This window comes from Nocardioides sp. Z24_21 (assembly GCF_058134345.1).
In genome coordinates, this window is the sequence record NZ_JBYTTH010000001.1 from 55064 (window position 1) to 68308 (window position 13245).

11 protein-coding genes are annotated in these 13245 nt (G+C 74.2%); all 11 read right to left on the reverse strand.

Annotation, left to right across the window (positions count from 1 at the left end; translation table 11 throughout):
* Positions 1-3: 3 nt before the first annotated feature.
* The 11 genes from AC3X7Z_RS00270 to AC3X7Z_RS00320 all read right to left on the reverse strand — a co-directional run bounded on the left by AC3X7Z_RS00270 (position 4) and on the right by AC3X7Z_RS00320 (position 13234).
* Positions 4-705 carry a YggS family pyridoxal phosphate-dependent enzyme gene (locus tag AC3X7Z_RS00270; protein ID WP_186341071.1) on the reverse strand — a complete coding sequence of 234 codons (702 nt, stop codon included), beginning with the start codon at positions 703-705 and terminating at the stop codon, positions 4-6.
* A complete protein-coding gene (gene pgeF / locus AC3X7Z_RS00275) occupies positions 702-1400 on the reverse strand; it encodes a peptidoglycan editing factor PgeF (RefSeq protein WP_186341070.1) in 699 nt (232 codons plus the stop codon). Before pgeF ends, AC3X7Z_RS00270 begins: the two co-directional genes overlap by 4 nt.
* Positions 1401-1414: 14 nt before the next feature.
* Entirely contained in the window at positions 1415-2659 is a 1245-nt protein-coding gene (ftsZ, locus tag AC3X7Z_RS00280; RefSeq protein ID WP_186341069.1) for a cell division protein FtsZ, read from the reverse strand.
* Between the two features lie 239 nt (positions 2660-2898).
* A complete protein-coding gene (locus AC3X7Z_RS00285) occupies positions 2899-3759 on the reverse strand; it encodes a cell division protein FtsQ/DivIB (RefSeq protein ID WP_241005118.1) in 861 nt (286 codons plus the stop codon).
* Positions 3760-5172, reverse strand: coding sequence for a UDP-N-acetylmuramate--L-alanine ligase (murC, locus tag AC3X7Z_RS00290; RefSeq protein WP_186341068.1), 1413 nt, complete (start codon positions 5170-5172; stop codon positions 3760-3762).
* Complete coding sequence (gene murG / locus AC3X7Z_RS00295) at positions 5169-6248, reverse strand: undecaprenyldiphospho-muramoylpentapeptide beta-N-acetylglucosaminyltransferase (RefSeq protein ID WP_489974629.1); 1080 nt, start codon at positions 6246-6248, stop codon at positions 5169-5171. The genes murC and murG overlap by 4 nt, the downstream gene beginning before the upstream one ends.
* A gap of 10 nt (positions 6249-6258) precedes the next feature.
* Positions 6259-7587, reverse strand: coding sequence for a putative lipid II flippase FtsW (ftsW, locus tag AC3X7Z_RS00300; protein ID WP_489974630.1), 1329 nt, complete (start codon positions 7585-7587; stop codon positions 6259-6261).
* Positions 7588-7619: 32 nt separating this feature from the next.
* Positions 7620-9155, reverse strand: coding sequence for a UDP-N-acetylmuramoyl-L-alanine--D-glutamate ligase (gene murD, locus AC3X7Z_RS00305; protein WP_186341065.1), 1536 nt, complete (start codon positions 9153-9155; stop codon positions 7620-7622).
* Positions 9127-10239, reverse strand: coding sequence for a phospho-N-acetylmuramoyl-pentapeptide-transferase (gene mraY / locus AC3X7Z_RS00310; protein WP_489974631.1), 1113 nt, complete (start codon positions 10237-10239; stop codon positions 9127-9129). The genes murD and mraY overlap by 29 nt, the downstream gene beginning before the upstream one ends.
* Positions 10236-11651 carry a UDP-N-acetylmuramoyl-tripeptide--D-alanyl-D-alanine ligase gene (locus AC3X7Z_RS00315; protein WP_489974632.1) on the reverse strand — a complete coding sequence of 472 codons (1416 nt, stop codon included), beginning with the start codon at positions 11649-11651 and terminating at the stop codon, positions 10236-10238. Before AC3X7Z_RS00315 ends, mraY begins: the two co-directional genes overlap by 4 nt.
* The gene (locus AC3X7Z_RS00320; RefSeq protein WP_489974633.1) at positions 11648-13234 is read right to left on the reverse strand and encodes a UDP-N-acetylmuramoyl-L-alanyl-D-glutamate--2,6-diaminopimelate ligase; all 1587 of its coding nucleotides are present in this window, start codon (positions 13232-13234) and stop codon (positions 11648-11650) included. The genes AC3X7Z_RS00315 and AC3X7Z_RS00320 overlap by 4 nt, the downstream gene beginning before the upstream one ends.
* Positions 13235-13245 lie beyond the last annotated feature (11 nt).

Consider the following 13245-nt stretch of genomic DNA (forward strand, 5'->3'; position numbering starts at 1 on the left):
ACATTACTGGACCGTGGGCCTCGGACCGAGGACCGCGGAGCCGACACGCACGTGTGTCGCGCCGTGCCGGATCGCCGCCTCGAGGTCGCCGCTCATCCCCGCGGACAGCACGCGCGCCGCGGGGTGCTCGCGCAGGAACGCCTCGCGGACCTCGGCGAGGCGTGTGAAGGCCGCGTCGGGGTCCTCGCCGAGGGGCGCCACCGCCATCAGTCCGCGCAGCCGCAGACCGTCGGCGTCCGCCACGCGCTGCGCCAGGTCGACGAGGGCGGCGGGCTCGACGCCGGAGCGGTGGTCGGCTCCCGGCGGGTCGAGGCTGACCTGCAGGAGCACGTCGACCTCGCTCCCCCGGGCCGTCGCGCCGCGCGCCAGGGGCGCGACGAGCTTGGGACGGTCGACCGACTCGACGACGTCGGCGTAGGCGGCGACGGCTGCCGCCTTGTTGGACTGCAGCCCACCGATGAAGTGCCACCGCAGGCCGAGGTCGGCGCACTCGGCGGCCTTGGCCTCCGCCTCCTGGTGGCGGTTCTCGCCGACGTCGGTGACGCCGAGGTCGGCGAGCAGCCGGACGTCGGAGGCGGGGAAGAACTTGGTGACGACGACGAGCGAGACGTCGCCCTCGGGGCGCCCCGCCTCGGCGCACGCGGTCGCGATGCGACGTCGTACGACGTCGAGGTGGGCGGCGAGCTCGTCGCGACGCTCCGTCATCGGGCCACCCAGATCGCGCCGGCGAAGCGGGTCGCCGCCGCTCCGTCGCGACGGTAGGACGGCCACGTGGCGTCCTCGCGAGTGCAGGCGTCGACGACCCGGACGTCGGGGATGCCGGCGGCCGCGAGCTGGGCACGCACGCCGGCACCGAGGTCGAGGGCCGGCGTGCCCCACGACGTGGTGGACCGCGCCTCGGGCACGACGGCAGCGACCTCGTCCTGCAGGTCGGCAGGCACCTCGTAGCAGGAGCCGCACACGTGCGGGCCGATCCAGGCGACGGCTGGCCGGGCCCCCTCCTCGCGGAGCCGGGCGACGGTGGCGGGCACGACACCCGCGGCGAGGCCTGGACGGCCGCAGTGGGCGGCCGCCACCCACCCGGTGGCCGGGTCGGCCAGCAGCACGGGCACGCAGTCCGCGGCGCGGGCCAGCAACGCCAGCCCGGGACGCGACGTGAGCAGGGCGTCGGCCGTGGGCCGCCGGTCGTAGGGCTTCCACTCGTCCACCGTCGAGACCTCGGCACCGTGCACCTGGTCCATCAGCACGGGACGGGCGCCCGACGCGGCGGCGAAGCGGGCGAGCGCGTCGTCGCGGACGGCAGCCTCCTCGGCGTCGCCGAGGCCGAGGGAGGAGTCGGTGAAGGCGACCTCGACGACGAGGTCGCCCTCGATCCGCTCACGATGGCGCAGCAGCGGCACGGTCCTGGGTCAGCTCACTTCAAGAAGTCGGGAACGTCGAGGTCGTCGTCGTCGAACTGCACCTGACGAGCCGGCCGGGACGGGGCGGACTGCTGACCGGGCTGGCCCTGCTGCTGGGCCGGGGCCTGCCGGGCGGGAGCCGACGGCGCCTGCCCGTCGGAGCTCGACGGCGCGAACGTCGCAGGAGCCGGGGCGCCGGACGAGTCGCTGCGGGCCGGTGTCGCGACCTGCTGGGCAGCCGCCCGGGTCTGCTCCTGCGTCTGGGCGGGCTGGTGCTGGCGCAGCACGTTGCCGTCGGAGCGACGCTTGGGCATCCCGCCGTCGAACCCGGCGGCGATGACGGTGACCCGCACCTCGTCGCCGAGGGCGTCGTCGATGGTTGCGCCGAAGATGATGTTGGCCTCGGCGTGGGCGGCCTGGGAGACGAGCGCCGCGGCCTCGTTGATCTCGAACAGGCCGAGGTCGGAGCCGCCGGCGATGGACAGCAGGACGCCGTGGGCGCCCTCGATGCTCGCCTCGAGCAGCGGGCTGGAGACAGCCATCTCGGCGGCTGCGACCGCGCGGTCCTCGCCGCGGGCCGAGCCGATGCCCATCAGCGCCGAGCCGGCGTTGGCCATCACCGACTTCACGTCGGCGAAGTCGAGGTTGATCAGGCCGGGGGTGGTGATCAGGTCGGTGATGCCGGAGACGCCCTGCAGCAGCACCTGGTCGGCCTGCTTGAAGGCGTCGAGGATCGAGACGCTGCGGTCGGTGATCGAGAGCAGCCGGTCGTTGGGGATCACGATGAGGGTGTCGACCTCCTCGCGGAGCTGGCTGATGCCCTCCTCCGCGGAGTTGGCGCGACGCCGGCCCTCGAACGCGAACGGCCGGGTGACGACACCGATCGTCAGGGCACCGAGCGAGCGGGCGATGCGGGCCACCACGGGCGCGCCACCGGTGCCGGTGCCACCCCCCTCGCCGGCGGTCACGAAGACCATGTCGGCGCCCTTGATGACCTCCTCGATCTCGTCGGCGTGGTCCTCGGCGGCCTTGGCGCCCACCTCGGGGTCGGCGCCGGCGCCGAGCCCACGGGTGAGCTCGCGGCCGATGTCGAGCTTGACGTCGGCGTCGCTCATGAGGAGTGCCTGGGCGTCGGTGTTGATCGCGATGAACTCGACGCCCTTGAGGCCGACCTCGATCATCCGGTTGACGGCGTTGACGCCGCCGCCACCGATGCCGACGACCTTGATGATCGCCAGGTAGTTCTGCGCTGCTGCCACGGCTGCGGGGCCTTCCTTGAGTGTCTGTGTCAGGGGGATGGACGAGTCCGCCACCCTCGGCCCGCCGGAACCCTAACCGTGAGCCTGAGGGTTATAGTTATGTCAACCTCGCCTTTCGCACGACCATAGGCAGACCGCTCTGCCCCAGTCCGGCAACACGCCCGGCGCGGCGCCGATTTCTGCACCCGGTGTGCCGGCCACGACCGCACCGCGGGGCCGCAGCCGGCAGGGAGCAGCCGTCAGGGAGTGGTGCGGTAGGTGGGGTTGCCGGGGACGCTGACGTCGTAGTAGGGCGCCTTCTGCGCGGCCAGCAGCTTGTCCACGACGAGCGCCTTGAGCTCGGAGTCCTCGGCACTCCCCCACAGCACCTCGCGCCGGTCACGCATCACGAGGGTGATCTGGTCGATGGTGGCGACCTCGACGTGGTCGACGCGGGTGACGAGGTCGGCCGGGAGCGCCGAGACGACCGTGGCGGCCTCGCGGAGCGCGTCGCCGCCGGCGGTGCTGCCGGGGCGCACCCGCGGGATCCCCTTCGGCACCGCGCGGTAGTCGCGGAAGACCACCCCGTCGGCGTCGAGGCCGCGGATCCGGCCGGCGAGCTCGACGACGGCCACGGCGGTGCGCTCGACCACCGCGATCCGCACGGAGTCGGGCCAGGTGCGCGTCACGTCGACGGACTCGACCTCGGCGAGCGCGCCGACGCGCGCCCGGGCGCGCGCGAGGTCGACGAGCGCGAGCTGCTCCCCGAGCGGCACGTCGGCGACCTCCCGGACCCGGCCGTCGCTGAGGAGGGTGTTGCCCACCACCTCGACGCGCTGCACCTGGAGCCTGGTGGAGAAGAAGACCAGGTGCACGCCGGTGGCGAGCAGCGCGAGGACCAGCAGCAGGGCGAGGACGTAGCGCAGGGACAGCCACCGGCGCGCCCACTGCCGCCGGGCGAAGCGGCGCCGGGTGCGCCGGGCCGACCTCGCCTCCCGCTCGGCCTGCTTGCGCTGCCGGGCCACGGCCCGGGGGTCGGGTCCGCCGTGCTCCGCGTCGCTGCCCGAGACCGCGCCCGGGCCAGTGGGCCGGGAGTCGCGGGGCGGCGCGTCGCGGTCCACTCAGGCACCTCCGAGCAGGTCGAGCACCTGGGGTCCGACGGTCGTGACGTCGCCGGCGCCCAGGGTGATGACGAGGTCGCCCGGGCGCGACCGCTCGGCGAGTGCCTGGGCCGCGGCGCCCAGCCCGTCGACGTAGGTCACGTGCTGGGCCGGCAGCGGGACGGCGTCGGCGACGAGCAGGCCCGTCACCGCCGGGTCGGGGTCCTCGCGCGCGACGTAGACGTCGAGCACGACGACCTCGTCGGCGGCACCGAGCTCGGCGCCCATCGCCTCGCCGAAGATGCGAGTGCGGGAGACGAGGTGGGGCTGGAAGGCGGCGATGACGCGTCCGTCGCCGGCGAGGGCCCGGGCGGCCTCGAGGTCGCCCCGGATCTCGACGGGGTGGTGGGCGTAGGAGTCGTAGACGCGCACGCCTGCCGCCTCGCCCTTCAGCTCCATGCGGCGTCCGGTGCCGGTGAAGCCGCCCAGCCCTTCGGCGAGGGACGCGAACGGAAGACCGAGCCGCAGGCCCATGGCCAGCGCGGCGACCGCGTCGAGGACGTAGTGGCGCCCGGGGATCCGCAGCCGCAGCTCGCCGAGGTCGCTGCCGTGCTGGGTGACGCGGCACACCGAGGTGGAGCCGTCGAGCAGCAGGTCGTGGACACGGACGTCGGCGTCGGGCGACTCCCCCACCGTCACCACCTCGAGGCCGGCGTCGCGGGCGTGGCGCGCGAGCCGCGCCGCACCGGGGTCGTCGACCACGCACACCAGGAAGCCGCTGCGGTCGAGGGTGGCGGCGAAGTCGTCGAACGCGCGGTGGTAGGCCTCCTCCGTCCCCCAGTTGTCGAGGTGGTCGGCCTCGACGTTGGTGACGATCGCCGCGTGGGGGCGGTAGTGCAGGAAGGCGCCGTCACTCTCGTCGGCCTCGGCGACGAACAGGTCGTCGGTGCCGGCGTCGGCGTTGCGGCCGGTGGCGCTGAGCACCCCGCCCACCGCGTACGACGGGTCGACGCCGGCGGCCAGCAGCGCGGACGTGAGCAGGCCCGTGGTCGTCGTCTTGCCGTGGGTGCCGGCGACGGCCAGGACCCGCGAGCCGAGCATCACCGAGGCGAGACCGGCTGAGCGGGGCAGGATGCGCAGGCCGCGGCGGCGCGCCTCGACCACCTCGGGGTTGTCCTCGCGGGCAGCCGTGGTGACGACCACGGTGTCGGCGTCGCCGAGGTGCGCGGCGTCGTAGCCGAGGTGGCAGGTCACCCCCAGCTCGCGCAGCGCGGGAAGGAACGGGGTGTCGTGGTCGTCGCTGCCCGTCACCGGGACGCCGCGCTGGGCCATGATGCGCGCGATCGCGGAGATGCCGGCGCCGCCGATGCCGATGCAGTGGACGCGGCCGAGCGCCGCCGCGGGCAGCACCTCGTCGGGGACCGGGATCCTCACGACCGTCCGCCTGCGGCGTCGAGGACGATGCGCGCCAGCTTCTCGTCGGCGTCGAGCGGGATCACGCCGGTCGCGGCGGCGCCCATGGCGGCGAGCCGCGCCGGGTCGGTGAGGAGGCCCGGCAGGGTGGCCGCGACCCACTCCGGGGTCAGGGCGGCGTCGGAGACCAGGAGGCCGCCGCCGGCGTCGACGACCGGGCGCGCGTTGAGCGCCTGCTCGCCGTTGCCGATGGGCAGCGGGACGTAGACGGCCGGCAGGCCGACCCCGGAGACCTCGGTGACGGTGTTGCTGCCGGAGCGGCACAGCACCGCGTCGGCCGCGGCGTAGGCGAGGTCCATCCGGTCGACGTAGTTGAGCACGACGTAGGGCACCTCGCCCGGCTCGACGGCGAGCTCGTGCGCGGGTCCCACGATGTGCAGCACCTGCACCCCGGCGGCCGCGAGGTCGGGGGCGGCGCCGGAGACCGCGGCGTTGATGCGCGCGGCACCCTGCGAGCCACCGGTGACCAGCAGGGTCGGCAGGTCGTCGCGCAGGCCGAAGGTGGTGAGCGCCTCACCGCGCAGCGCACCCCGGTCCAGGGTCGAGACGAGCCGCCGGATCGGCAGGCCGGTGCACACGGCGTGCGGCAGCTCCGTGCCCGGGAAGCTGGTGGCCACGTGGGACGTCATCCGCGCCCCGAGCCGGTTGGCGATCCCGGGCATGGCGTTGCCCTCGTGGACGACGATCGGCACTCCGCGCTTGCGGGCGGCCAGGTAGGCGGGCACGGAGACATAGCCACCGAAGCCCACGACCACGTCGGGGCGCACCCGGTCGACCACCTCGAGGGCCGCCGCGCGGGCGGCGCGCAACCGCGTCGGCGTCCGGAGCAGCTCGGGGCTGGGACGCCGCGGCAGCGGCACGCGGGGCACGTACTCGAGCGGCAGGCCGGCCTCGGGCACGAGCCGGGCCTCGAGTCCCTCGCGGGTGCCGAGGCAGGTCACCCGGACCTCCGGGTCGAGCCGCCGCAGGGCGTCGGCCGTGGCGAGCAGGGGCGAGGTGTGGCCGGCGGATCCACCGCCGGCGAGGAGTACGCGCATCGGGCCAAACCTAGCGAGCGGGGCCCGCGGACAGGCCGGCGGAGCGGTTGCGACGGCGTGCCGCCAGCGCCGCCGCGGCCTCCGGCTCCCGGCGGGCGAACCCGATCACCAGCCCGAGGGCCACCAGCGACGGCAGGAGGGCCGACCCGCCGTAGGACACGATGGGCAGCGGGATGCCGATGACGGGCAGGACGGCGAGCACCATGCCGACGTTGATCATCATCTGGCCGAGCAGCCACACCACGATCCCGAACGTGGCGTAGCGCACGAACGGGTCCTGGGTGCTGAGCGCGACGCGGATCGCGGCGTAGGCGATGGTGAAGAAGAGACCGACGACCAGCAGGGTGCCCACGAGGCCGAGCTCCTCGCCGAGGACGGCGAAGATGAAGTCGGTGTGGGCCTCGGGGAGGTCGCCCCACTTCTGGGTCGACGCACCGATCCCCTGCCCGAACCACCCGCCGCTGGACAGGGCGTAGAGGCCGTGGGCGGGCTGCCAGCCGGCGTCGGTGTAGTCCTTGAACGGGTCGGTGAAGTGCGTGATGCGCTCCAGCCGCTCGGGGTCGGTGGCGGCCAGCGCGAGCGCCGCCACCCCCATCACCGAGAGACTGAGCCCGAACAGCCGCAACGGGGCCCCGACCACCCACAGCATCCCGAGGAGGATGGCCGCCAGCACCATCGCCGTGCCGAGGTCGCGGCCGACGAGCACGAGGCCGATCACCGCGAACAGGCCCGGCACGACCGGCACGAGCAGGTGGTGCAGCTCGCGGAGGCGGCGCTCCTTGTGGGCGTAGATGTTGGCCGCCCACAGCACGATGGCCAGCTTGGCGATCTCGGCCGGCTGGATGTTGACCGGGCCCACGGCCAGCCAGTTCTTGTTGCCGTTGACGAGCACGCCGAAGCGAGCGACGAGGGCCAGCAGCACCAGCGCCACCAGGAAGCTCGGATAGGCCAGCCGGCGCACGTGCCGCACCGGGATCCGCGACGCCACCCAGGCGGCGGGCAGCCCGATCGCGACCCACAGCAGCTGGCGCTTCACCACGGCGTAGGAGTCGTCGTAGGTGAGGTAGGCCCGCACGCTGGAGGCGCTGAGCACCATGATCACGCCGATGGTGAGCAGCAGCGCCGAGGCGCCGAGCAGCAGGTAGTAGGAGGCGAGGGGCTTGTCGAGCGCCTCGCGCACCGAGCGCCAGCCCGCGGCGAGGCCCGAGCCGAGCGGCGGGCGTGGGGACGACGCACGCGTGGGGGCGTCGACCTGCCCGTCCACCGTCCCGTCCGCGGCACCGTCCACCGGTGGCGACGCGACGCCCAGCCCGACGTCCCCGGGGTTGACGGTGGTCATCGTCGCGGCTCCCCTCGGGTCGGTGCGCGCCCTCAGTCGGTGTCGGGCGGGTCGGTCTGGTCGGTGCGGTCGATGTGAGCGTGCACCGCGGTGGCGAACGCGTCGCCGCGAGCGCCGTAGTCGGTGAACATGTCCATGGAGGCGCATCCCGGCGCGAGCAACACCGTGTCACCGGCCCTGGCGAGCCCGGCGGCCGCGTCGACCACGCGCTCCATCGGATCCCCAGTCTCGTCGGCGCCCACATCGATGACCGGCACATCGGGCGCGTGTCGCGAAAGAGCGTCGGCGACGACCCGGCGGTCGCGGCCCAGCAGGACGACGCCGCGCAGCCGGCCGCGCACGGACCGCACGAGGTCGTCGAAGCGGGCCCCCTTGGCCAGCCCGCCGGCGACCCACACGACGGGCTCGTAGGCGGACAGGGAGGACTGCGCGGCGTGCGGGTTGGTGGCCTTGGAGTCGTCGATCCAGGTGACGCCGCGGGCCTCGGCGACGTGGGCGATGCGGTGGCCGTCGGGCCGGAAGGCCCGCAGCCCGTCGCGCACGGCCTGCTGGCTCACGCCGTGCGCGCGCGCCAGGGCGGCGGCGGCGAGGGCGTTGGCGACGAAGTGCGGGGCCGGGGAGGCGAGGTCGCCGAGCGTGCAGAGCTCGGCGGCACTGGTGGCCCGCTCCTCGATGAAGGCCCGGTCGACCAGCAGGTCGTCGACGACGCCGAGGTTGCCCGGGCCGGGCGTGCCGAGGGTGAAGCCGACCGCCCGAGCGCCCTCGACGACGTCGGCCTCGCGCACCATGTCCTCGGTGGCCGGGTCGGCCAGGTTGTAGACGCAGGCGCGCTCGACGCCGGCATAGACCCGCGCCTTGTCGGCGGCGTAGACCTCCATGCCGGTGCGGCCGCCCGGCTCGTCGGCGTACCAGTCGAGGTGGTCCTCGGCGAGGTTGAGCACGACGGCGGACTCGGCGGCCATCGACCGGGTGTAGTGGAGCTGGAAGCTGGAGAGCTCGACGGCGAGGACGTCGTAGGGCTCGGGGTCCATCACGGCCTCGACGATCGGGCGACCGACGTTGCCCACGGCGACCGCACGCAGGCCGGCCGCGGTGAGGATGGACCGCAGCATCTGCACGGTCGTGGTCTTGCCGTTGGTGCCGGTGACGGCCAGCCACGGAGCGGCGTGGTCGGGGTCGCGGAGCCGCCAGGCCAGCTCGACCTCGCCCCACACGGGCACGCCCCGCTCGGCGGCCTGGGCGAGGAGCGGCGCGGTGGGACGCCAGCCCGGCGAGGTGACCACCAGGTCGACGTCGTCGGGCAGGACGTCGGTGGCGCCGGGCTCGAGGCGGATGGTGGCGCCCAGGGTCTCCAGCAGCCGGGCCCTCTCGGCCTTCTCGTCGCTGGTCGACTCGTCGAGCGCCGTCACCTGCGCGCCGAGGAAGAGCAGGTTGTCGGCGGCGGCGAACCCCGAGACGCCGAACCCGGCGACGACGACGCGCACGCCGGACCAGTCGCTGGTGCGCCCCAGCCCGTCGACGTCGAGACCGCCCGGGGTGCTAGCCAATGCCCGCGACCCACTCGGCATAGAAGATGCCCAGGCCCGTGGCGACCGCGAGGCCGGTGATGATCCAGAAGCGGATCACGATCGTGACCTGCTCCCAGCCGAGCATCTCGAAGTGGTGGTGCAGCGGGGTCATCCGGAACACCCGGTGGCCGGGCTGCACCTTGAAGATGCTGCGGAAGAGCCCGCTCGCGCGGCTCGCCTTGAACACCGAGACCTGGATCATCACCGACAGGGTGACGGCGACGAAGAGGCCGCCGATGATCACCAGCAGCAGCTCGGTGCGGGTCATGATCGCGAAGCCGGCCATCGCGCCGCCCAGGGCGAGCGAGCCGGTGTCGCCCATGATGATCTGCGCGGGCGAGGCGTTCCACCACAGGAAGCCGAAGCAGGCTCCCGTGATGGCCGCGGCGACCACGGCCAGGTCGAGCGGGTCGCGCACCTCGTAGCACTTCGGTCCGGCCTGGAGGGCGCACGACTGGCTGTTCTGCCAGATGTTGACCAGCGTGTAGGCGGCGAAGACGAGGATCGAGGATCCCGCTGCCAGCCCGTCGAGGCCGTCGGTGAGGTTGACCGCGTTGCTGAACCCGGTCACGAAGAACCAGATCAGCAGCATCGCGAGGGCCGTCGGCAGCGCGAAGCGCTCGTAGTCGCGGATGAAGGAGATGTGGTCGGACGCCGGTCGCCAGCCACGCTCGTCCTCCAGCGCCGGCGAGAGCGCGAGGAAGCCGAAGATGACCGCGACGAGCGTCTGGCCGATCATCTTGGCGCGACTGCGCAGCCCGAGGTTGTGCTGCCGGCTGACCTTGAGGAAGTCGTCGAGGAAGCCGACGGTGCCCAGGCCGACGAAGAGGAACAGCAGCAGCAGCGCCGAGGCCGTCGGTGCCGTGCCGGTGATCACCTTGGCGGCGGCGTAGCCCACGACGGCGGCGAGCACGATGACCGCCCCGCCCATCGTGGGGGTGCCGCGCTTGACGTGGTGGGTGGTCGGCCCGTCGTCACGGATCGGCTGCCCGAATCCCTGGCGGGTGAAGAACCTGATCGCGTAGCGCGTGCCCAGCAGCGAGATCAGCAGGGAGAGTCCTCCTCCGAACAGGATGGCTCTCATGTGGTGCTTCCTTCCTTGCCGCTCCCGGTCAGGAGGTCGTCGGCGATCAGTTCCAGCGCCGCCCCCCGCGATGCCTTCACCAGGACGACATCAGCAGCCGAGACATTGTGCCGCAGCCAGTCGGCGGCTTCGTCACGCCCCGCCGTGGCGATGCTCACTCCCCCACGTCCGACCGCGGTGAAGCCCTCGGCGATGGCGGCGGCCTCGTCGCCGACGGCGACCAGGACGTCGATCCCGGCCTCCGCGGCGTAGGCGCCCACGCCGCGGTGGGCCTCGGCGGCCCCGTCGCCGAGCTCGAGCATCTGGCCGAGCACCGCGACCGTACGCCGCCCGCTGCGTGCGCCGATGCCGGCCAGGGTCTCCAGCGCGGCCGTCATCGACTCGGGGTTGGCGTTGTAGGCGTCGTTGAGGACGGCCAGGCCGTCGGGACGCTCGCCGAGCTCCATGCGCCAGCGGCTCGCCGGCACGGCGTCGCCCAGCGAGTCGGCGACCGTGTCGAGGTCGAGCCCTGCCGCCAGTGCCATGGCGGCGGCTGCCGCGGCGTTGCGCCACTGGTAGGCGCCGATCGTCGCGAGGTGCACGGTGGCCCCCGAGCCGCGGTGGGCCAGCTCGAACGACTGCCGACCGAGCTCGTCGGTGGTCACCTCGCTGACGGCGACGTCGGGGACCGGGTGTTGCGCGGACCTCTCGGACACGCTGCCGAAGGTCATCACCTGCGCGTGGGTGCGGGGGGCCATCGCGGCCACCAGGTCGTCGTCGGCGTTGAGCACCGCCGTGCCGTCGGCCGGCAGCGCCTCGATGATCTCGCCCTTCGCCAGCGCGATCGCCTCCCGGCTGCCGAACTCGCCGATGTGGGCCGAGCCGACGTTGAGGACCGCGGCCACGCGCGGTGGCGCGATCGCGCACAGCTCGGCGATGTGGCCGATCCCACGGGCCCCCATCTCGACGACGAGGTAGCGGGTCTCGGAGGTGGCGCGCAGCACGGTCAGCGGGACGCCGAGCTCGTTGTTGAAGTTGCCGCGGGTGGCGACGGTCGGCGCGTCCTCGGACAGCACGTGGGCGAGGTAGTCCTTCGTGCCCGTCTTGCCCTGCGAGCCCGTCATCGCGAGGACGACCACGTCGGGGAGCCGGTCGACGACGTGCCGGGCCAGCAGCCCCAGGGCCGTCGTCACGTCGGCCACGACGACGGTGGGCAGCTCGGTGGGCCGGGTGCCGAGCACGGCGACGGCGCCGGCGTCGCCGGCGGCGCGGGCCAGGTCGTGACCGTCGACCCGCTGGCCGGTGACCGCCACGAAGAGTCCACCGTCCTCGGGCGTGCGCGTGTCGATGAACGCGCCGCCGCGCACGAGCGCCTCCCCGTGGGCGGTGCCGCCGACCACGTGGGCGATCTCGTCGAGCGACATCTCGATCATGCGCGGGCCCCCGAGCCGTCGGAGCGGGCCGGCGCCTCCGACCCCGTGGTGCCGTCGCGTCGCGCGGCCAGGGCCGACTCGACCTCCTCGGCGGCGACGACCCGGTCGTCGAAGGGGTGCACCACGTCGTCGACCTCCTGGCCGGTCTCGTGGCCCTTGCCGGCGATGAGCACCACGTCACCGGTGCGGGCGCGCCGCACGGCCTCCCGGATCGCGAGCCGGCGCTCCCCCACCTCGAGGACCTCCGCAGCGCCGCCGCGCGCACCCGCCAGCAGCGCGGCGCGGATGGTCGCGGGGTCCTCGGTGCGGGGGTTGTCGTCGGTGACGACGACGACGTCGGCGAGCCGCGCGGCGATCTCGCCCATGACCGGGCGCTTGGCGGTGTCGCGGTCGCCCCCGGCCCCCACCACGACGACCACCTGTCCGTCCGTCAGCGGCCGGAGGGTGGCCAGCACCGCCTCGAGGGCGTCGGGCTTGTGGGCGTAGTCGACGACCACGGTGAAGTCCTGGCCGGCCGTCACCGGCTCGAGCCGGCCCGGCACCCCGCCCACGCGGGCGATCCCGTCGGCCACCCGGCGCGGGTCGAGCCCGGCGAGGGCTGCCGAGGCGATGGCGGCCAGGGCGTTGGAGACGTTGAACTCGCCCGGGAGGAGCACCTGCGCCGGGACCTCGACCCCCGGGCCGAGGACGGTGAAGCGCGCGCCGTCGGCGGAGAGCTCGACGTCGGTGGCCCGCCAGTCGGCGTCGGCGCCGCGCGAGGAGTAGGTCGACATCGGGATGCGCGCCACGTCGAGCAGGCGCCTGCCGAACTCGTCGTCGACGTTGGTCAGACCGACCCGGGCCCGCTCGGGCGTGAAGAGGCCGGCCTTGGCGGCGAAGTAGTCGTCGAGGTCGGCGTGGAAGTCGAGGTGGTCGCGCCCGAGGTTGAGGAACGTGGCGACGTCGAACCGCACCCCGTCGACGCGGCCGAGCACGAGGGCGTGGCTGGAGACCTCCATCGCGCAGGTGTCGACGCCCCGCTCGCGCATCACCGCGAAGAGGCCGTGCAGGTCGGGCGCCTCCGGGGTGGTGAGCTGGGTCCGGACGTCCTCCCCGGCGACCCGGGTGCCGACGGTGCCGATGACCGCCGAGGTCACCCCCGCGGCGGTGAGGCCCTGCTCGAGGAGCCGGGTGGTCGTGGTCTTGCCCTGGGTGCCGGTGACGCCGACGACGCGGAGCGCGTCGGCGGGGTCGCCGTAGACCCGGGCGGCCAGCCGGCCGAGCACCCGTCGGGGGTCGGCCACGACGAGGGCGGGCGTGCCCGGCGGGAGCCGGTCGAGGCCGTCGGGGTCGGTGAGCACGGCGACCGCCCCGGCCGCCAGGGCCTGCTCGGCGTAGTCGGCGCCGTGGGCGCGCGCGCCGGGGAGCGCGGCGTAGAGGTCGCCGGGGCGCACCCGCGCGGTGCTCAGCGAGATGCCGGTGACCACGACGTCGAGATCGCCGTGGACGGCCACCTCCGTCGTCGCCGCGAGCCACTCGGCGAGCTCGACCGCAGGGGTCGACGGGGACTGCCGTGGTCGCGTCGCACTCACAGACTCGTGCACCGACCGAGCGT

What these genes read in the sequence shown, in the direction of transcription:
- ftsW (WP_489974630.1), bottom strand. Translation starts at nt 7,587, where the DNA reads ATGACCACCGTCAACCCCGGGGACGTCGGGCTGGGCGTCGCGTCGCCA.
- AC3X7Z_RS00315 (WP_489974632.1), bottom strand. Translation starts at nt 11,651, where the DNA reads ATGATCGAGATGTCGCTCGACGAGATCGCCCACGTGGTCGGCGGCACC.
- AC3X7Z_RS00270 (WP_186341071.1), bottom strand. Translation starts at nt 705, where the DNA reads ATGACGGAGCGTCGCGACGAGCTCGCCGCCCACCTCGACGTCGTACGA.
- murG (WP_489974629.1), bottom strand. Translation starts at nt 6,248, where the DNA reads ATGCGCGTACTCCTCGCCGGCGGTGGATCCGCCGGCCACACCTCGCCC.
- mraY (WP_489974631.1), bottom strand. Translation starts at nt 10,239, where the DNA reads ATGAGAGCCATCCTGTTCGGAGGAGGACTCTCCCTGCTGATCTCGCTG.
- murD (WP_186341065.1), bottom strand. Translation starts at nt 9,155, where the DNA reads ATGCCGAGTGGGTCGCGGGCATTGGCTAGCACCCCGGGCGGTCTCGAC.